At 70.0% G+C, this 18,741-nt stretch carries 21 protein-coding genes; 18 read left to right on the top strand and 3 right to left on the bottom strand.

Annotation, left to right across the window (positions count from 1 at the left end; translation table 11 throughout):
* From pptH to ACKOQ4_RS16235, 8 genes are all read left to right on the top strand, one after another.
* Nucleotides 1-696 (top strand): ACP phosphodiesterase PptH (gene pptH, locus ACKOQ4_RS16270; RefSeq protein WP_526293625.1); only part of this gene is annotated, 696 nt, incomplete at its 5' end.
* Nucleotides 693-1,364: a 4'-phosphopantetheinyl transferase PptT gene (pptT, locus tag ACKOQ4_RS16265; protein ID WP_526293624.1), complete on the top strand. Its 672-nt coding sequence runs from the start codon at nt 693-695 to the stop codon at nt 1,362-1,364. The genes pptH and pptT, both read left to right, overlap by 4 nt.
* Nucleotides 1,361-2,251, top strand: a complete 891-nt coding sequence (gene truB, locus ACKOQ4_RS16260) for a tRNA pseudouridine(55) synthase TruB (protein ID WP_526293623.1) — start codon at nt 1,361-1,363, stop codon at nt 2,249-2,251. The genes pptT and truB overlap by 4 nt, the downstream gene beginning before the upstream one ends.
* A gap of 80 nt (nt 2,252-2,331) precedes the next feature.
* Entirely contained in the window at nt 2,332-3,747 is a 1,416-nt protein-coding gene (locus tag ACKOQ4_RS16255) for an HNH endonuclease signature motif containing protein (RefSeq protein WP_526293622.1), read from the top strand.
* Nucleotides 3,748-3,757: 10 nt separating this feature from the next.
* Nucleotides 3,758-4,741, top strand: a complete 984-nt coding sequence (locus ACKOQ4_RS16250) for a bifunctional riboflavin kinase/FAD synthetase (RefSeq protein WP_526293621.1) — start codon at nt 3,758-3,760, stop codon at nt 4,739-4,741.
* A gap of 108 nt (nt 4,742-4,849) precedes the next feature.
* Complete coding sequence (gene rpsO / locus ACKOQ4_RS16245) at nt 4,850-5,119, top strand: 30S ribosomal protein S15 (protein WP_526293620.1); 270 nt, start codon at nt 4,850-4,852, stop codon at nt 5,117-5,119.
* Between the two features lie 286 nt (nt 5,120-5,405).
* On the top strand, nt 5,406-7,670 hold the full coding sequence (locus ACKOQ4_RS16240) for a polyribonucleotide nucleotidyltransferase (protein ID WP_526293619.1): 2,265 nt from the start codon (nt 5,406-5,408) through the stop codon (nt 7,668-7,670).
* On the top strand, nt 7,648-8,955 hold the full coding sequence (locus ACKOQ4_RS16235) for a M16 family metallopeptidase (protein ID WP_526293618.1): 1,308 nt from the start codon (nt 7,648-7,650) through the stop codon (nt 8,953-8,955). Before ACKOQ4_RS16240 ends, ACKOQ4_RS16235 begins: the two co-directional genes overlap by 23 nt.
* A gap of 9 nt (nt 8,956-8,964) precedes the next feature.
* Here the strand turns inward: ACKOQ4_RS16235 and ald are convergent, their stop codons facing one another.
* The gene (gene ald / locus ACKOQ4_RS16230; RefSeq protein ID WP_526293617.1) at nt 8,965-10,092 is read right to left on the bottom strand and encodes an alanine dehydrogenase; all 1,128 of its coding nucleotides are present in this window, start codon (nt 10,090-10,092) and stop codon (nt 8,965-8,967) included.
* Nucleotides 10,093-10,200: 108 nt separating this feature from the next.
* Between ald and aldR the strand changes: the two genes are divergently transcribed.
* The 5 genes from aldR (at nt 10,201) to ACKOQ4_RS16205 (ending at nt 12,972) form a co-directional block, all read left to right on the top strand.
* A complete protein-coding gene (gene aldR / locus ACKOQ4_RS16225; protein WP_526293616.1) occupies nt 10,201-10,713 on the top strand; it encodes an HTH-type transcriptional regulator AldR in 513 nt (170 codons plus the stop codon).
* Nucleotides 10,714-10,861: 148 nt separating this feature from the next.
* On the top strand, nt 10,862-11,596 hold the full coding sequence (gene dapB / locus ACKOQ4_RS16220; RefSeq protein ID WP_526293615.1) for a 4-hydroxy-tetrahydrodipicolinate reductase: 735 nt from the start codon (nt 10,862-10,864) through the stop codon (nt 11,594-11,596).
* On the top strand, nt 11,593-12,051 hold the full coding sequence (locus ACKOQ4_RS16215) for a tetratricopeptide repeat protein (RefSeq protein ID WP_526293614.1): 459 nt from the start codon (nt 11,593-11,595) through the stop codon (nt 12,049-12,051). Before dapB ends, ACKOQ4_RS16215 begins: the two co-directional genes overlap by 4 nt.
* Complete coding sequence (locus ACKOQ4_RS16210) at nt 12,048-12,497, top strand: flavodoxin family protein (RefSeq protein WP_526293613.1); 450 nt, start codon at nt 12,048-12,050, stop codon at nt 12,495-12,497. Before ACKOQ4_RS16215 ends, ACKOQ4_RS16210 begins: the two co-directional genes overlap by 4 nt.
* Before the next feature lie 28 nt (nt 12,498-12,525).
* Nucleotides 12,526-12,972, top strand: a complete 447-nt coding sequence (locus ACKOQ4_RS16205; protein WP_526293612.1) for a hypothetical protein — start codon at nt 12,526-12,528, stop codon at nt 12,970-12,972.
* Nucleotide 12,973: 1 nt separating this feature from the next.
* Here the strand turns inward: ACKOQ4_RS16205 and ACKOQ4_RS16200 are convergent, their stop codons facing one another.
* Nucleotides 12,974-13,720: a dienelactone hydrolase family protein gene (locus tag ACKOQ4_RS16200; RefSeq protein WP_526293611.1), complete on the bottom strand. Its 747-nt coding sequence runs from the start codon at nt 13,718-13,720 to the stop codon at nt 12,974-12,976.
* Nucleotides 13,721-13,773: 53 nt separating this feature from the next.
* Here ACKOQ4_RS16200 and ACKOQ4_RS16195 point away from each other — a divergent pair, with 53 nt between their 5' ends.
* Genes ACKOQ4_RS16195 through ACKOQ4_RS16175 form a run of 5 tightly spaced genes read left to right on the top strand, consistent with a single transcriptional unit; the run spans nt 13,774 to nt 18,435 of the window.
* Nucleotides 13,774-14,574, top strand: coding sequence for a thymidylate synthase (locus ACKOQ4_RS16195; protein WP_526293610.1), 801 nt, complete (start codon nt 13,774-13,776; stop codon nt 14,572-14,574).
* Nucleotides 14,571-15,068 carry a dihydrofolate reductase gene (locus tag ACKOQ4_RS16190; RefSeq protein ID WP_526293609.1) on the top strand — a complete coding sequence of 166 codons (498 nt, stop codon included), beginning with the start codon at nt 14,571-14,573 and terminating at the stop codon, nt 15,066-15,068. Before ACKOQ4_RS16195 ends, ACKOQ4_RS16190 begins: the two co-directional genes overlap by 4 nt.
* A 10-nt stretch (nt 15,069-15,078) precedes the next feature.
* Entirely contained in the window at nt 15,079-15,831 is a 753-nt protein-coding gene (gene thyX / locus ACKOQ4_RS16185) for an FAD-dependent thymidylate synthase (protein WP_526293608.1), read from the top strand.
* A gap of 25 nt (nt 15,832-15,856) precedes the next feature.
* The gene (dapA, locus tag ACKOQ4_RS16180; protein ID WP_526293607.1) at nt 15,857-16,756 is read left to right on the top strand and encodes a 4-hydroxy-tetrahydrodipicolinate synthase; all 900 of its coding nucleotides are present in this window, start codon (nt 15,857-15,859) and stop codon (nt 16,754-16,756) included.
* Entirely contained in the window at nt 16,756-18,435 is a 1,680-nt protein-coding gene (locus ACKOQ4_RS16175) for a ribonuclease J (RefSeq protein WP_526293606.1), read from the top strand. The genes dapA and ACKOQ4_RS16175 overlap by 1 nt, the downstream gene beginning before the upstream one ends.
* A 7-nt stretch (nt 18,436-18,442) precedes the next feature.
* On the opposite strand, the gene ACKOQ4_RS16170 is transcribed toward ACKOQ4_RS16175, so the two are convergent.
* On the bottom strand, nt 18,443-18,741 hold a 299-nt coding region (locus ACKOQ4_RS16170), incomplete at its 5' end, for an SDR family oxidoreductase (RefSeq protein ID WP_526293605.1).

Genomic DNA, 18,741 nt, shown 5'->3' with positions numbered 1-18,741 from the left:
TTCGGCCGGGCCCGCTACGACCACCTGGTGCAGATGTGCGACCAGATGGACATCGTCACTCCCGAGCATCCCTACCCCGTCTGGACCGGGCCGGGCGGGCCGGCCACCGTCGTGCCGATGTTCGTTCTCTACGACTACACGTTCCTGCCCAGGGGCGCGGCCACCAAAGCCGAGGGACTGGCCATCGCCAAGGAGCACAACGTCGTCGCCACCGACGAGTTCCTGCTGTCCTCGGAGCCCTACGCCACCCGGGACGCCTGGTGCCGGGATCGGCTCACCTACACCCGGGCCAGACTGGATGAACTGGACTGGACGGTTCCCACCGTGCTGGTCAACCACTTCCCGCTGCGCCGGGAGCCGTGCGAGATGCTGTTCTACCCCGAGTTCGCGCTGTGGTGCGGAACGGTCCACACCGCCGACTGGCACACCCGCTACAACGCCGTCTGCTCGGTCTACGGCCACCTGCACATCCCGCGGACCACCTGGTACGACGGCGTGCGCTTCGAGGAGGTCTCGGTGGGCTACCCGCGGGAGTGGCGGCGGCGCAAGCCGTATCGCTGGCTGCGGCAGGTACTGCCCGACCCCGACTACGCGCCCGGCTATCTCAACGAGTTCGGCGGGCACTTCATGATCTCGCCCGAGATGCGGGCGCAGGCCGAGGCCTTCCGGGCCAAGCTCAAGGCGCGTCGCGGATGAGCGATCTCATGCGGGCCGTGCTGCCCGCCGGCCTCGCCGATCTTGTGTACGCGGAGCTCTACCACGATCCGCCGGACCTCGCCCCGATGCCGGAGGAGGAGCCGCTGATCGCACGCTCGGTGGACAAGCGGCGCAACGAGTTCATCACCGTGCGGCACTGCGCCCGGGTGGCCATGGGCAGACTCGGTGTGCCCGAGGCGCCGATCCTGAAGGGGGAGAGGGGGGAACCGCGCTGGCCCGACGGTGTGGTCGGCAGTCTCACCCACTGCGAGGGCTATCGCGGAGCGGTGGTTGGCCGCCGTTCCGCGGTGCGTTCGGTGGGCATCGACGCCGAACCGCACGGTGTACTGCCCGACGGGGTGCTCGGCGCCGTCAGCCTGCCGGCCGAACGCCGGGAGATCTCGGCATTGCCCGCCGGTCTGCACTGGGACCGGATTCTGTTCTGCGCCAAGGAGGCGACCTACAAGGCGTGGTTCCCCCTGACCGGGCGGTGGCTGGGTTTCGAGGACGCCCACATCAGCTTCGAACTCGAATCGGACGGTACCGCCGGCAGTTTCGTCTCGCGCATCCTCATCGACCCCGCGGCGCGCTCCGGCCCGCCGCTGAACGAGCTGACCGGGCGGTGGTCGGTGGCCGACGGGTTGGCGCTCACCGCGATCGTGCTGTGAGCGCACCGCCGCCCGGCATCGTCGTCGTCGACAAACCAGGGGGAATGACCAGCCACGACGTGGTGTCGCGGTGCCGGCGGATCTTCGCCACCCGCAAGGTCGGGCACGCCGGCACCCTCGACCCGATGGCCACCGGCGTGCTGGTGATCGGCATCGAACGCGCCACCAAGATCCTCGGGCTGCTGACTGCGACGTCGAAGTCGTATTCCGCCACCATCCGCCTGGGTCGGTCCACCACCACCGACGACGCCGACGGCGAAGTGCTGCAGGATGTCTCAGCCGCCACGGTGACCGACGCCGCGATCGGTGCCGGCGTCGCCGGACTGCGCGGTGAGATCTCGCAACGGCCCTCGATGGTCAGCGCGGTGAAGATCGGCGGCAAGCGGGCCTACCAACTGGTCCGCGCGGGGCAGGAGGTGGAACTGCCGCTCCGCGCCGTACGCATCGACCGCTTCGACGTGCTCGACATCCGCCGAGAGGGGCCGTTCGTCGATCTCGACGTCGACGTGGACTGCTCCTCGGGTACCTACGTCCGCGCCCTGGCGCGCGATCTCGGCGCGGCGCTTGCCGTCGGCGGCCACCTGACCGCGCTGCGGCGCACCCGGGTGGGGGACTTCGGCCTGGACCACGCCCGCACGCTCGAGGAGCTCGCCGAGCGCCCGGCGCTGAGCTACACCCTCGATGAGGCGTGCCTGCAGGCCTTCGCCCGCCGGGACATCACCGCCGAGCAGGCCGCCGACGCCAGTCATGGCCGGGCGCTGCCGGCCGCGGGGATCGCGGGTATCCACGCCGCGACCGATCCCGGTGGCCGCGTGGTCGCGCTGCTGGAGGACCGCGGCGAGACGACCACGTCGGTGGTGGTGATCCGGCCGGCGACCCTCGGCTGAGTTGTGCACAGATCCGCCGCCGTCCACAGGCCGGTGCGGTCATCCTGGATATCGAACACCTGTGCTAATACGGTGGCGGCATGGGCACCTCGCAACTCCTGACCGCCGAGGCGGCGCGCGCCGCGGTCAGCGCGGAGCTCGACGCGATCGACGCAGCCCACCAGCGGCTGCGCGCGACGGACACCGATCTGGTGGGCAACGCCTTCCGCATCGAGATCGCCCGGCGCCTGGAGGCCCAGCAGCGCACCAACAGGGGCCTGTCCTACCGGATCTTCGGCGAGATCGCAGAACCCGCCGACGGCACCGACGATCCGGCATTGCCCGCCGGGGTCACAGTCCGCGACATCCTGGCGGCGCGGCTGCGGGTGACCGCCGCCGAGGTCAGGCGCCGGTTCAGGGTCGCCGCCCGGATCCGGCCCCGCCGGTCGCTGACCGGGCCGGCACTGGAAGCCGAACTGCCGGAGCTGGCCGCGGCGGTCGAGTCCGGCCAGATCGGGGACGATCACATCGTCGCGGTCTGCCGCGCCCTGGACGCCCTGCCCGCCTCGGTCGCCGCCGCCGACAAGCAGAAGGCGGAACGCAGCCTGGTCCGGCACGCCCGGGAACAGGACGCGCAATTCGTCGCGGCGATCGGCACGGTCATCGCCGACTGCCTCAACCCCGACGGCATCTTCACCGACGAGGACCGTGCCCGGCGGCGCGGCGTGATCCTCGGCCGGCAGGGCCCGGACGGCATGAGCCGGCTGGCCGGGTGGCTGGATCCGGAGGCCCGCGCCTACCTGGAGGCGGTGGCCGCCGTCGTGCGTCCGGGCCGCCACCAACCCGAGGCCGATCCCGACCGCGACAGGAGAAGCCCCGAGCAGCGTTGCCACGATGCGCTCAAGCTCGCTCTGAAGACCGCGATCGCTTCGGGCGGCCTCGGTCGGCACCGAGGTGCGCCGGTGTCGGTCGTGGTGACGACGACGTTGGCCGACCTGCAGCAGGCCGCACGGGCGACCACCGACCCGGCGGTCCCGATGCCCCCGCCGGCGCGGACCGGCGGGACGGGCCGGCTGCCGATGCGGGATCTGATCAGGCTGGCCGGCGAATCGGTCCACTACCTCGCGGTCTTCGACAACCACTCGGCCCGGCCGCTCTACCTCGGGCGCAGCCGGCGTCTGGCGACCGCCGACCATCGAATCATCTGCCACGCCCGCGATCGGGGCTGCACCAAGCCCGGCTGTTTCGTCGGCGGCTACGACTGCGAGATCCACCACGCGCGCGAGTGGGCGGCCGGCGGCCCGACCGACGCCGACAACGTCTTCTTCGGCTGCGGAACCGATCACGCCGCTGTCACCGACGGGATCTACACCACCAGTGTCACGCAGGACGGCCGCATCGGCTGGTCCGACGGCGACGGGCCGCCGCGCGTCAACGACGTCCACCACCCCGAACGGATGCTCGACCCGGAACCCCCACCTGACCTGCCCATTCCCGGTGAACTCGGTGAGCCGTAGTCTTGCACCCGTGGAACGTTGGCGCGGACCGGACGACATCCCGTCGGACTGGGGCCGGTGTGTGCTGACCATCGGGGTGTTCGACGGCGTACACCGCGGCCATGCCGAACTGATCGCCCGCGCGGTCAAGGCCGGCCGCGCGCGCGGCCTGCCGACGGTGCTGATGACCTTCGACCCCCATCCGATGGAGGTGGTCTTCCCCGGCAGCCACCCCGCTCAGCTGACCACGCTGACCCGCCGCGCCGAACTGGCCGAGGAATTGGGCATCGACGTGTTCCTGGTGATGCCGTTCACCACCGACTTCATGAAGCTCACCCCGGAGCGCTACATCCACGAACTGCTCGTCGAGCGACTGCACGTGCTCGACGTGGTGGTGGGGGAGAACTTCACCTTCGGCAAGAAGGCCTCCGGCAATGTCTCGACCCTGCGCAAGGCCGGCGAGCGGCTCGGCTTCGCGGTGGAGTCGGTGTCCCTGGTCGCCGATCAGCATCAGAGCGAGACCGTCACCTTCTCCTCGACCTATATCCGCGCCTGCGTCGACGCCGGCGACGTGGTCGCCGCCGCCGAGGCACTGGGCCGCCCGCACCGGGTGGAGGGTGTCGTTGTCCGTGGCGAGGGACGCGGCCACGGCCTGGGATACCCGACCGCCAACGTCGCCCCGCCGATGTACTCCGCCATCCCCGCCGACGGCGTCTACGCGGCCTGGTTCACCGTGCTCGGCCCGCAACCGGGGCCGAGCCGCGGGACGGTGGTGCCGGGTGAGCGCCACCCGGCCGCGGTGTCGGTGGGCACCAATCCGACGTTCTCCGGGCGCACCCGCACCGTAGAAGCCTTCGTCCTCGACGCCACCGCCGACCTCTCCGGCCAGCACGTCGCGGTGGATTTCGTCGCCCGCATCCGGGGTCAGAAGAAGTTCGGCAGCGTCGATGACCTGATCGCCGCCATGGGCCGCGACACCGACAAGGCCCGCGCCATCCTCGCCGCGCAGGACTGATTTCCCCGGTCGCGCTGGGCGTTGCTAGACTCGGCCCCGCGCGTGCTGCAGTCCGCGGCGGCCGCGCCGAGTTCCCTCGCGGCACTGAAAAACGATGGAGTTGTTCCCGTGGCGCTGACCGCCGAGCAGAAAAAAGAGATCCTGGGCTCATACGGCCTGCACGCAACCGACACCGGTTCCCCGGAGGCCCAGGTGGCGCTGCTGACCAAGCGCATCTCGGATCTCACCGAGCACCTCAAGGCGCACAAGCACGACCACCACTCCCGCCGCGGGCTGTTGTTGCTGGTCGGACGCCGTCGGCGGCTGCTCAAGTACGTCGCCCAGGTGGACGTCGAGCGATACCGGTCGCTGATCGACCGGCTCGGCCTGCGCCGCTGAGCGCGGTCGGTGGTTCCCCCGCCGGCGTGTAGCATGAGAGGCGCTGTGAGCCGGTTCCCGGCTCGCGCACCGGGCGCGGTTCGCGCACATCCGCGTGTCCCGTGCCTGCGTCTCCTGGCGAGGCTCCCTGATCGGGCGGTCTTCGGTAGTGGCTGCCGGGCTAACCAGGCCGGCCGCTTCGATCGACGGCCGTAGCCGTATCTGGGTCACTCGCGTCCGGGCCTGCCCCGGTCGGTCGGCGACGCGAAACTGAACAAGTGAACCCAGAAAGGCTGTACGGACCTTTATGTCTGTCGCTGAAATCGACGAAGGCGTGTTCGAGTCGACCGCCACCATCGACAACGGGAGCTTCGGCACCCGCACCATCCGGTTCGAGACCGGCCGGCTGGCCCAACAGGCCGCCGGCGCCGTGGTCGCCTACCTCGATGACGAGACCATGATGCTGTCGGCGACCACCGCCAGCAAGAGCCCCAAAGAACACTTCGACTTCTTCCCGCTGACGGTCGACGTCGAGGAGCGGATGTACGCCGCCGGCCGCATCCCCGGCTCGTTCTTCCGGCGCGAGGGACGCCCGTCCACCGACGCCATCCTGACCTGCCGGCTCATCGACCGGCCCCTGCGCCCGTCGTTCGTCGACGGGCTGCGCAACGAGATCCAGGTCGTCGTCACCGTGATGAGCCTGGACCCCAACGAGATGTACGACGTGGTGGCCATCAACGCCGCCTCGGCCTCCACCCAGCTGGCCGGTCTGCCGTTCTCCGGCCCGGTCGGCGGCGTGCGCGTGGCCCTGATCTCCGGCTCCGCGGGCGGGAACCAGTGGGTGGCCTTCCCCACCGTCGAGCAGCTCGAGGACGCGGTGTTCGACATGGTCGTCGCCGGCCGCGTCGTGCACTCGAACGGATCTCAGGACGTCGCCATCATGATGGTCGAGGCCGAGGCCACCGATCGCGTCATCGAGCTGATCGCCGGCGGCGCCCAGGCCCCGACCGAGACCGTGGTCGCCGAGGGCCTGGAGGCCGCCAAACCGTTCATCGCCGCACTGTGCACGGCGCAGAAGGAGCTGGCCGAGAAGGCAGCCAAGGAGACCGCCGACTACCCGCGGTTCCCCGACTACGCCGACGACGTCTACGCCGCGGTCGCCGACGTCGCGACCGGGCCGCTGTCGGAGGCGCTGACCATTCCCGGCAAGAACGAGCGCAACGACCGTACCGACGAAATCAAGGGGGAGGTGCTGCTCAAGCTGGGCGAGAACTTCGCCGGCCGGGAGAAAGAGATCGGCGCGGCCTACCGCTCGCTGACCAAAAAGCTTGTCCGCCAGCGCATCCTGACCGACAACTTCCGCATCGACGGCCGCGGCATCACCGACATCCGCGCGCTCTCGGCCGAGGTCGCGGTGATCCCGCGGGCGCACGGCAGCGCGTTGTTCGAGCGCGGCGAGACACAGATCATGGGTGTCACCACGCTGGACATGGTCAAGATGGCCCAGCAGATCGACTCGCTGGGCCCGGAGAAGTCCAAGCGCTACATGCACCACTACAACTTCCCGCCGTACTCGACCGGTGAGACCGGCCGGGTGGGTTCGCCGAAGCGCCGCGAGATCGGCCACGGCGCACTGGCCGAGCGCGCGCTGATGCCGGTGCTGCCCAGCGTGGAGGAGTTCCCCTACGCCATCCGCCAGGTGTCGGAGGCGTTGGGCTCCAACGGCTCGACGTCGATGGGCTCGGTGTGCGCGTCGACCCTGTCGCTGCTCAACGCCGGTGTGCCGCTCAAGGCGCCGGTCGCCGGCATCGCGATGGGCCTGGTGTCCGACGTGGTGAACGGCGAGACCCGTTACGTCGCGCTGACCGACATCCTCGGCGCCGAGGACGCCTTCGGTGACATGGACTTCAAGGTCGCCGGTACCAAGGAGTTCGTCACCGCGCTGCAGCTGGACACCAAACTCGACGGCATCCCCTCGCAGGTGCTGGCCGGGGCGCTGGCCCAGGCCAAGGAGGCCCGGCTGACCATCCTCGAGGTGATGGCCGAAGCCATCGACGCCCCGGACGAGATGAGCCCGTACGCCCCGCGCGTCACGGCCATCAAGATTCCGATCGACAAGATCGGCGAGGTCATCGGGCCCAAGGGCAAGATGATCAACTCGATCACCGAGGAGACCGGTGCGTCGATCTCGATCGAGGACGACGGGACGGTGTTCGTCGGCGCCACCGACGGGCCGTCGGCTCAGGCGGCCATCGACAAGATCAATGCGATCGCCAACCCGCAGCTGCCCAAGATCGGAGAGCGGTTCCTCGGAACCGTCGTCAAGACAACCGACTTCGGTGCCTTCGTGTCGCTGCTGCCCGGCCGCGACGGCCTGGTGCACATCTCGAAGCTGGGCCGCGGCAAGCGGGTCGCCAAGGTCGAGGACGTGGTCAAGGTCGGTGACAAGCTGCGCGTGGAGATCGCCGACATCGACAATCGCGGCAAGATCTCGCTGATCCCGGTCGCCGAGGACAACGACGCCGCCGCGGGAGACGCCGCACCGGCTGATGCCGCGACCGTCGGCAGCTGACCGCTCGGCCGTCCGGCGCACCGTGCTGCCGGGCGGCCTGCGGGTGGTCACCGAGTTCGTGCCGTCGGTGCGCTCGGCCTCGGTGGGAGTCTGGGTCAACGTTGGCTCGCGCGACGAGGGGCCCAGCGTGGCCGGCGCCGCTCACTTCCTGGAGCACCTGCTGTTCAAGGCCACCCCGACCCGCAGTTCCTTCGAGATCGGCCAGGCCGTGGACGCGGTGGGCGGGGAGCTGAACGCCTTCACCGCCAAGGAGCACACCTGCTACTACGCGCACGTGCTCGACGACGACCTGGAGATGGCGGTCGACCTGGTCGCCGACGTCGTGCTCAACGGCGTGTGCGCGGCCGCCGACGTCGAGTTGGAGCGCGACGTCGTGCTCGAGGAGATCGCCATGCGCGACGACGATCCCGAGGACACCCTCGGCGACGTCTTCCTGAGCGCGATGTTCGGTGACCATCCGGTGGGCCGGCCGGTGATCGGCAGTGTCGGTTCGGTGTCGGCGATGACCCGCGGTCAGCTGCACTCCTTCCACGTCCGCCGCTACGTCCCCGAGCGGATGGTGCTGGCGGTGGCCGGCAACGTCGAGCACCGGCACGTCGTGGCGCTGGCCCGCGAGTACTTCGGGGCCCGTCTGGTCAGGGGCCGCGGGCCCCAGCCGCCGCGCAAGGGGACCGGACGGCTCAACGGCAGGCCTGAGCTGACCCTGGTGAGCCGCGACTGCGAGCAGACCCACCTGACTCTCGGGGTGCGGGTGCCCGGTCGGCACTGGCCGGACCGGTGGGCGCTGTCGGTGCTCAACACCGCCCTGGGCGGCGGTCTGAGCTCTCGCCTGTTCCAACAGATCCGCGAGACCCGGGGTCTGGCGTACTCGGTGTACTCGGCCGTCGACACCTTCTCCGACAGCGGTGCGTTCTCGGTCTACGCGGGCTGCCTGCCGGAACGCTTCGACGAGGTGGTCAGGCTCACCGCCGAGGTGCTCGAGGAGGTAGCCCGCGACGGCATCACCGAGTCCGAGTGCCGGATCGCCAAGGGATCGCTGCGCGGCGGGCTGCTGCTTGGGCTGGAGGATTCGGCATCCCGGATGAACCGTCTCGGCCGCACCGAACTCAACTACGGCCGGTACCGCAGCCTGGCCGACACGCTGCGGGACATCGAGAAGGTCACCCTCGAGGATGTCAACGCCGTCGCGCGCAAGGTGTTGTCCGGCCGGCCGGGAGCCGCGGTCCTCGGACCACACCGATCCAAACGTGCACTGCCGCAACGGCTTCGGGCGATAGCGGGATAGTCCCTAACGTCAGGCGAGAATCGTCGCAGGATCGGTGGCCGGCAGGTCGAGGGCCTCGCCTACCTGGTGGCAGAGCAACCGGCCGTCGTGCGTCGACAGACCCTTGGCAAGAGCGGGATCGGCCTTGCAGGCCGCCTTCCAGCCCTTGTCCGCGAGTTTGAGCACATAGGGCATGGTGGCGTTGGTGAGGGCGAAGGTGGACGTGCGCGGCACCGCTCCGGGCATGTTTGCCACGCAGTAGAACACCGAGTCGTGCACCTTGAAGGTCGGCTCGTCGTGGGTGGTGGGCCGGGAGTCCTCGAAGCAGCCGCCCTGGTCGATCGCTATGTCGACCAGCACCGAGCCGGGCTTCATGTTCGCGACGGTGGCGTTGGTGACCAGCTTGGGGGCCTTGGCGCCGGGCACCAGCACCGCCCCGATCACCAGATCGGCCTGCCTGACGGCGCTCTCCAGTTCGAGCCGTGATGAGTACCGGGTCTCGATGGCACCGCCGTACTCGGCGTCGATCTTGCGCAGGGTGTTGATATTGAGATCGAACACCGTGACGTGTGCGCCCATGCCGCGGGCCACTGCCGCGGCGTTGTCTCCCGCCATGCCTCCGCCGATCACGACCACCACGGCCGGTGCGACCCCGGGCACGCCGCCCATCAGCACGCCGCGACCGCCCTGAGTGCGCATCAGGTGGTAGGCCCCCACGTGGGCGGACAGCCGGCCGGCCACCTCGCTCATCGGCGCCAGCAGGGGCAGTGCGACCGACCCGTCCGGGTTGGCTACCTGAACCGTCTCGTAGGCGATCGAGGTGGTCCCCGACGCCAGCAGCGCGTCGGCGCACGGCCTGGAGGCCGCCAGGTGCAGGTAGGTGAACAGCACCTGGCCCTTGCGCAGGCGGGAGTACTCGGGCTCGATCGGTTCCTTGACCTTCAGCAGCAGATCGGCCTGCGCCCAAACCTCGTCGGCGCTGTCGACGATCGCCGCCCCGGCGGCGATGAAGTCGGGGTCGTGGATGGCCGAGCCCTCGCCGGCGCCGGCCTGGACCATCACCTCGTGCCCGCGGTGCACGAGTTCGGCGACTCCGGCGGGGGTGATGGCGACGCGGTATTCGTTGTTCTTGATCTCGGTCGGTACGCCGACGCGCACGATGGCTCCTAGGCTCGCGAAAGCTGGTGAAGTGACGTGGCTTAATTCTGAAGAAAACGCGGGTTAAGAGCAATCGGTCCGGACTAAATTCGATAAGATCGGGTGATAATGCAAAAATCTGCGAGCAGAGCCGCTGTCGGGCCGGATAAACCGAAGGATCTTCGGACTCCCGAGCTCGACGACGTCGACCGCCGATTGCTGACGATCCTGCACGCCGACGCGAGGATCTCCAACAGCGCGCTCGCCGACGCGGTCGGTGTCGCTGCGTCGACCTGCCACGGCCGGGTCCGGCGCCTGCGGGATCTCGGCGTCATCCGCGGCTTCCACGCCGACATCGACCCCGCGGCGATCGGCCTGCCGCTGCAGGCGATGGTCGCGGTGAGTCTGCAGGCCGGCGCACGCGGCAGGATCCGCACCTTCGTCCAGCAGATCCGGCGCAAACCGCAGGTGATCGACGTCTACTTCCTGGCCGGCGCCGACGACTTCATCATTCATGTGGCCGCCCGCGACACCGACGATCTGCGCGCGTTCGTCGTGGACAACCTCAATGCCGACGCCGACGTGGCCGGCACCCAGACCTCGCTCATCTTCGAGCACCTGCGGGGCGCGTCGCCGTTGTAGGCCCACCGGCCGTGTGACCGGTACCCACCCCGCAGCCGGTGTCGGGGTGCAAGACTGCACGGTGGAGCGGCCACCGTCGAGGTCCGCGACCCCCCTGCGGATCTCCGGTGGTCGCTCCCCGTCGGCAGACGGTGGATACGCTGCACCCATGCGAGTCGGAGTGCTGGGCGCCAGGGGCAAGGTCGGGACGACGATGTGCGCGGCTGTGCGCGACGCCGGCGATCTGACCCTGACAGCGGAGGTCGACGCCGGCGATGCGATGCAGATGTTCACCGAGACCGCGACCCAGGTGGTCATCGACTTCACCCACCCCGACGTCGTCATGGACAATCTGAAATTCCTGATCGGCAACGGCATTCACGCCGTGGTCGGAACCACCGGCTTCACCGAGGACCGCCTGCAGGCCGTGCGCGGCTGGCTGGCCGCGGCGCCGGGGACCGGGGTGCTGATAGCGCCGAACTTCGCGATCGGCGCGGTGCTGTCGATGCACTTCGCCCAGAAGGCCGCGCCGTACTTCGAGTCGGTGGAGGTCGTCGAGCTGCACCATCCGCAGAAGGCGGACGCCCCCTCGGGCACCGCGACCCGCACCGCCGCCCTCATCGCTCAGGCGCGAAAAGGCATGCCGCCCAACCCCGATGCGACCAGCACCGGCCTGGCCGGGGCCCGCGGCGCCGACGTCGACGGCGTGCCGGTGCACTCGGTGCGGCTGACCGGGCTGGTGGCACATCAGGAGGTGCTCTTCGGCACCATGGGGGAGACTCTCACCATCCGCCACGACAGCCTGGACCGGACCTCGTTCGTTCCCGGCGTGCTGTTGGCGGTGCGGCAGATCCCGCGGCGGCCGGGGCTCACCATCGGTATCGAATCGCTGCTGGACCTGTGATTCCACGCACCCAACTGCTGATCGCCTTCCTCTGCCTTGCCCTGCTGGTCTACTTCGCGGTGCTGACCCGCACCGCCGTGGCGCTGCTGAGAACCGGTACCCCGGCCGCCATTGCTCTCGGCGTGGGCGTCCTGCTGCTTCCGGTGGTCGGGCTCTGGGCGACCGTCGCGACGCTGCGGGCGGGGCTGGCCCACCAGCGGCTGGCCCGGCTGGCGGCTTCGGACGGCGCCGAGCTCGACGTCACCGGTCTGCCGCGGCGGCCGTCGGGACGGGTCGACCGGGACGCCGCCGACGAACTGTTCGCCGCCGTGCGCGCCGAGGTCGAGGCCGACCCGGACGACTGGCGGGGCTGGTACCGGCTGGCCCGCGCCTACGACTACGCCGGCGACCGCTCCCGGGCCAGGGAGACCATGCGCACGGCCGTCCGGCTGCAGGCGGACGGGCCGGGGCGATGAGCACCCTGCTGGTCGTTCACCACACCCCCTCGCCGGCCACCCGCGAGCTGCTCGAGGCCGTCCTGAGCGGGACCTCCGACCCGGAGGTCCGCGGCGTCGACGTCGTTGTCCGTCCGGCGCTGGCCGCCACCGTAAGCGACATGCTGGACGCCGACGGGTACCTGTTCGGGACGCCGGCGAACTTCGGCTACATGGCCGGGGCACTGAAGCACTTTTTCGACACGGTCTACTACCCGGTTCTGGACCACGTCGCCGGGCGGCCCTACGGTCTGTGGGTGCACGGCAACAACGACACCGCCGGCGCCGCCCTGGCGGTCGGCCGGATTGCGACCGGGCTGGCCCTGGTGCAGTCCGCCGACGTGCTGGAAGTCACCGGTGCGGTTGATGCGGCCGTGCGGCAGCAGGCCTACGAGCTGGGCGGCACCCTGGCCGCCGTGACGCTGTGATGAAGGGTTGATGTGACGAAGGGGTGTCATGGCCGGAATCTCTGACCTGGCTCTGGGAGCCGCGCCGATCGCCGGCGGGGCGTTGCTGGGAACGCTGGCGGGAACCTTCAAGGGCCCCGACTTCCGCGCCCTTCTCAAGTCCGACATCGAACTGCTCAACAGCCTGCCCGAGGAGTGCGTCGAGTTGCGCGGGGCACTGCGCCGCAGCATCGATGAGCGGGTCTGGGAGCTGATCGCCGTCGTCGACCGCAACCGCGAACTGCGGGCCGCCGCGTCGACCTACAAGGGGAACTGGCGCGACGTCGTGGTGTTCGTCTGCGCGCTGATGTTCACCCTGGTGTGGTGGAACGTGCCGCACAGTCGCACGAACTGGCTGCTGACCTTCGTCTTCCTGGTGATCCTCTCGGCCGTCATCGGGCTGTACGCGTCCCGCGGCGTCTACTACGCGATCAAGGGGTTCTTCAAGCGCAGGTGACTCACCCCGTCCCGAGGTGGCGGCCGAAGAAGGATTGCATTGCCCGCCAGTGCCGTTCGGCGGCCGCCCGGTCGTAGGGGCCGTTGTCGGTGACGGCGAATCCGTGCGCCGCCGGGTACCACTCGATGACGTGCTCGACGCCCGCCGCGGTGAGCGCGTCGTCCAGCTCCGCGGACTGCCCGGGGGTGTAGGAGGGATCGTCCTCCGCAGCGCCGACGTACACCGCCGCCCGGACGCGGGCGGCCAGCAGGTGCGGGCTGTCCGGCCCGTCGGAGACCAGCCCGCCGCCGTGGAACGACATCGCCGCGGCGACCCGCTCCGGCAGCCGTCCGGCGACCATCAGCGAGGTCCGTCCCCCCATGCAGTAGCCGGTGGTGCCGAAACCGTCGCCGCTGACCTCCGGCCGGGCCTCCAGCCAGTCGAAGAACGCCGCCGCGTCGGCGGCCACCACCTCCGGGGTGATCGCCTTCATCATGGCGAACAGCCGGGTCCGCTCGGCCTCGTCGGCGAACACGGCCTTCATGTCGAACGGCGCCCAGTCGCCGTTGCGGTAGTAGACGTCGGGAAGCAGCACCGCGTACCCGAGCGAGGCCAGCCGCGCCGCCATGTCGCGCAGGGCCGGGCGCACGCCGCCGGCATCGGGGTACATCACGATCCCCGGCCAGGGACCGGCCCCGGTGTCCGGGGTCGCCAGGGCGACCCGGCAGGTCCCGTCGGGGGTGGTGATCGACTCGTCGATGATCGGCATGTCCTGGTTCTACCGTGTCGGGCCCGCCGGGGGGCGGACGTAGAGTGATCAGCGTGCCCATCCTGACGCCCTACGAGGACCTGCTGCGCCTGGTGCTCGAGCAGGGCACCCCGAAATCGGACCGCACCGGAACCGGCACCCGCAGCCTGTTCGGCCATCAGCTGCGCTTCGACCTTTCGGCCGGATTCCCGCTGATCACCACCAAGAAGGTCCACGTCAAGTCGGTGATCTACGAGCTGCTGTGGTTCCTGCGCGGCGACTCCAACGTCGAGTGGCTGCGCCGGCACGGAGTCACGATCTGGGACGAATGGGCCTCTCCGACAGGGGATCTCGGCCCGGTCTACGGGGTGCAGTGGCGGTCCTGGCCGACCCCGTCCGGTGAGCACGTCGATCAGATCACCGCCGCGGTCGATCTGCTGCGCACCGACCCCGACTCGCGCCGGATCATCGTGTCGGCCTGGAACGTCGCCGACCTGCCGAGGATGGCGCTGGCTCCCTGCCACGCCTTCTTCCAGTTCTACGTCGCCGACGGCAAGCTCAGCTGCCAGCTCTACCAGCGCAGCGCCGACATGTTCCTCGGCGTGCCGTTCAACATCGCCAGCTACGCCCTGCTGACCCACATGATGGCCGCCCAGGCGGGGCTGGCCGTGGGCGACTTCGTCTGGACAGGTGGGGACTGCCACATCTACGACAACCACATCGCCCAGGTCACCGAGCAGCTGGGCCGCGACCCGCGGCCGTACCCGGAACTGATTCTTGCGCAGCGGGATTCGATTTTCGACTACACCTATGAGGACTTCGAGATCCGAAACTACGACCCGCACCCGGCGATCAAGGCGCCGGTGGCGGTGTGAGCTCGGTCGGCCTCGTCTGGGCGCAGTCCACCTCCGGTGTGATCGGCCGCGACGGCGCCATTCCCTGGCGGGTGCCCGAAGACCTGGCCCGGTTCAGAGACCTGACCATGGGCCACACCGTGGTGATGGGTCGGCGCACGTGGGAGTCGCTGCCGGCCCGGTTCCGGCCGCTGCCCGGCCGGCGCAACGTCGTGCTCAGCCGCGACCGCGGCTACCGGGCCGAGGGGGCGCAGGTGGCTGACGGCCTCGAGGCCGCCCTCGCCGAAACCGGCCCGACCTGGGTGATCGGCGGCTCGGAGATCTACCACCTGGCCATGCCGGTCGCGACCCGGTGCGAGGTCACCGAGGTCGACATCGACCTGCACCTCGAGGACGAGGACGTCCTTGCGCCGATGCTCGACGAGTCGTGGAGTGGCACCGCAGGCCCCTGGCAGGACAGCAGTTCGGGGTTGCGGTACCGGTTCTCGACCTACCTGCGGGGCCGTCGCCACTAGGCTCAGCGGCGTGGCCCAGACCGCCCCACTGCGCGTGCAGCTGATCGCCAGGACCGAGTTCCTCGCGCCCGATGACGTGCCCTGGAGCACGGATGCCGACGGCGGCCAGGCGCTGGTCGAGTTCGCCGGCCGGGCCTGCTACCAGAGCTGGTCCAAACCCAACCCGCGCACGGCGACCAACGCCGGCTACATCGGCCACGTCATCGACGTCGGCCATTTCTCGGTGCTCGAGCACGCGTCGGTCAGCTTCTACATCACCGGTATCTCGCGCTCCTGCACCCACGAACTGATCCGGCACCGGCACTTCTCCTACTCCCAGCTCTCGCAGCGCTTCGTCCCCGCCGACGACGCCCGGGTGGTGATCCCGCCCGGCCTCGAGGACGACCCGGAACTGGAGCGGATCGTGCTCGACGCGGCCGATGCCAGCAGGGCGGCGTATCTGGAGCTGCTGGCGAGGTTGGAGGGCAGGCTGGAAGACCAGCCCAACGCGGTCCTGGGCCGCAAGCAGGCCCGCCAGATGGCCCGCGCGGTGCTGCCCAACGACACCGAGACCCGCATCGTGGTGACCGGCAACTACCGGGCGTGGCGGCACTTCATCGCGATGCGCGCCAGCGAGCACGCCGACGTCGAGATCCGCCGCTTGGCGATCGCCTGCCTGCGCGGACTGGCAGAGGTCGCGCCCGCGGTGTTCGCCGACTTCGAGGTCACCGTGCTGCCCGACGGCACCGAGGTCGCCACCAGCCCGCTCGCGACGGAACTCTAAGGCCGACCGGGTAATCTCAGTGCCCGTGAGCACCGGCGGATTCGATGCGGGCGCCCGGCTGGGGACCGTCCTGACCGCGATCGTCACCCCGTTCTCCGACGGTGCCGTCGACACCGCGGCCGCGGGGCGGCTGGCCACCCGGCTGGTCGACGCCGGCTGTGACGGCCTGGTGGTGTCCGGCACCACCGGGGAGTCGCCGACCACCACCGACGACGAGAAGTCCGCCGTTCTGGACGCGGTGCTCGACGCCGTCGGCGACCGCGCACGCGTCATCGCCGGCGTCGGGACCTACGACACCGCGCACAGCGTGCACCTGGCCAGGGCCGCAGCCGCGGCCGGCGCGCACGGACTGCTCGTCGTCACCCCGTACTACTCACGTCCGCCGCAGTCCGGGCTGATCGCGCACTTCAGCGCCGTGGCCGACGCCACCGAGCTTCCGGTGGTGCTCTACGACATCCCGCCGCGCTCGGTGGTGCCCATCGACTGGGACACCCTGCGCACGCTGTCGCGCCACCCCAACATCGTGGCGGTCAAGGACGCCAAGGGTGATCTGCACGGAGCCGCCCAGGTGATGGCCGACACCGGGCTGGCCTACTACTCCGGCGACGACGCGCTGAACCTGCCGTGGCTGGCGGTGGGAGCGGTCGGCTTCATCAGCGTCTGGGGGCATCTGGCCGCGGGTCAACTGCGGGACATGCTGACCGCCTTCAACTCCGGCGATCTGGCCACCGCCCGCAAGATCAGTGTCTCGCTCGCCCCGCTGAACGCCGCCCAGACCAGGCTGGGCGGGGTGACGATGTCCAAGGCCGGGTTGCGGCTGCTGGGCTTCGACGCCGGGGATCCGCGGCTGCCGCAGATGCCCGCCACCGCCGGGCAACTCGACCAACTGGCCGCGGATATGCGGGCGGCGGCCGTGCTGCGGTGATGAGTCCGGAACTGTCGCCGCCCGGTCCGCTGGCGCCCGGTGCGCTGCGGGTCACCGCGCTCGGCGGCGTCGGCGAAATCGGGCGCAACATGACCGTTTTCGAGCATCTGGGCCGGCTGCTCATCGTCGACTGCGGGGTGCTGTTCCCCAACCACGACGAGCCCGGCGTCGACCTGATCCTGCCGGACCTGCGCCATATCGAGAACCGGCTGGAGGACATCGAGGCGCTGGTCCTGACCCACGCCCACGAGGACCACATCGGAGCGATCCCGTTCCTGCTGAAACTGCGCGCCGACATCCCGGTGGTCGGTTCGAGGTTCACCCTGGCGCTGGTGGCCGCCAAGTGCCGGGAGCACCGCGTCAACCCGAAATTCGTCGAAGTCGCTGAGGGGCAACGCAGTACGCACGGTGTGTTCGAGTGCCAGTACTTCGCCGTCAACCACTCCATCCCCGATGCGCTGGCCGTCGCCATCCACACCGGTGCGGGCACCGTGCTGCACACCGGCGACATCAAGCTCGACCAGTTGCCGCTGGACGGCCGGCCCACCGACCTGCCCGGCATGTCCCGGCTCGGCGACGCCGGGGTGGACCTGTTCCTCTGTGACTCAACCAATTCCGAGATCCCGGGCGTCGGGCCCTCGGAGAGCGAGATCGGCCCGACCCTGCACCGGCTGATCCGCAACGCCGAGGGCAAGCGGGTACTGGTGGCCTGCTTCGCCTCCAACGTCGACCGGGTCCAGCAGATCGTCGACGCCGCGGTGGCCCTGGGCCGGCGGGTCAGTTTCGTGGGCCGCTCGATGGTCCGCAACATGGAGATCGCCCGGGACCTCGGATTCCTGCGGGTCGACGATCACGACGTCATCGACATCTCGGCGGCGGAGATGATGCCGCCCGACCGCCTGGTGCTGATCACCACCGGAACACAGGGCGAGCCGCTCTCGGCGCTGTCCCGGATGTCCCGCGGCGAGCACCGTGCCATCTCGATCACCCCTGACGACCTGATCATCCTGTCCTCGTCGCTGATACCGGGCAACGAGGAGGCGGTGTACGGCGTCATCGACGCACTGTCGCGAATCGGCGCCAGGGTGATCACCAACCAGCAAGCCCGCGTTCATGTTTCCGGTCACGCCTATGCCGGGGAGTTGCTCTTCCTCTACAACGCGGTGCGGCCGCGCAACGTGATGCCGGTGCACGGGCACTGGCGGCACCTGCGCGCGAACGCCAAACTCGCCGCGCGGACCGGGGTGCCGGAGGACCGGGTCATGCTCGCCGAGAACGGGGTCAGCGTCGACCTGGCTGCAGGTCACGCGACCATCGCCGGTGCGGTACCGGTGGGCAAGATGTTCATTGACGGGCTGGTCAGCGGGGACGTCGGGGAGACCACGCTGGGGGAGCGGCTGGTCCTGAGCTCGGGGTTCGTCGCGGTGACCGTGGTGGTGCACCGGGGCACCGGCCGCATCGCGGCCCCGCCGCACCTGTACTCGCGCGGATTCTCCGAGGACCCCAAAGCCCTGGAGCCGGCGGCGCGCAAGGTCCAGGAGGAACTCGAGTCCCTGGCCGCCGACCGGGTCACCGACACGGTCCGGATCGCCCAGGCGGTGCGCCGCACGGTCGGCAAGTGGGTGGGCGAGACCTACCGGCGCCAGCCGATGATCGTGCCCACGGTGCTGGAGATCTGATCGGGGCTCAGCGCTTGTTGACGAAGCCGGCGTCCACCGGAAGGGCCACCCCTGTGATGTATCGGGCGGCGTCGGACACCAGCCAGTAAACGGCGTTGGCGACGTCCTCGGCGTCGAGTGTCTCCACCGGCAGCGCGTTGGACATCTGCGGGCCGCCCTGCTGCCGCTGGGCGATCCCATCCAGCCAGGCACGGGTCACGTCGTTGTCGATCATCGGGGTGTCCACGCCGCACGGATGTACGGAGTTGACCCGGATGCTATGTGGCGCAAGGAAGTTGGCGTAGGCCCGCATCAGCCCGACGATGC

This window comes from Mycobacterium sp. (assembly GCF_046095365.1).
GTDB lineage: Bacteria > Actinomycetota > Actinomycetes > Mycobacteriales > Mycobacteriaceae > Mycobacterium.
This window is presented reverse-complemented; position numbering and strand designations above follow the sequence as displayed.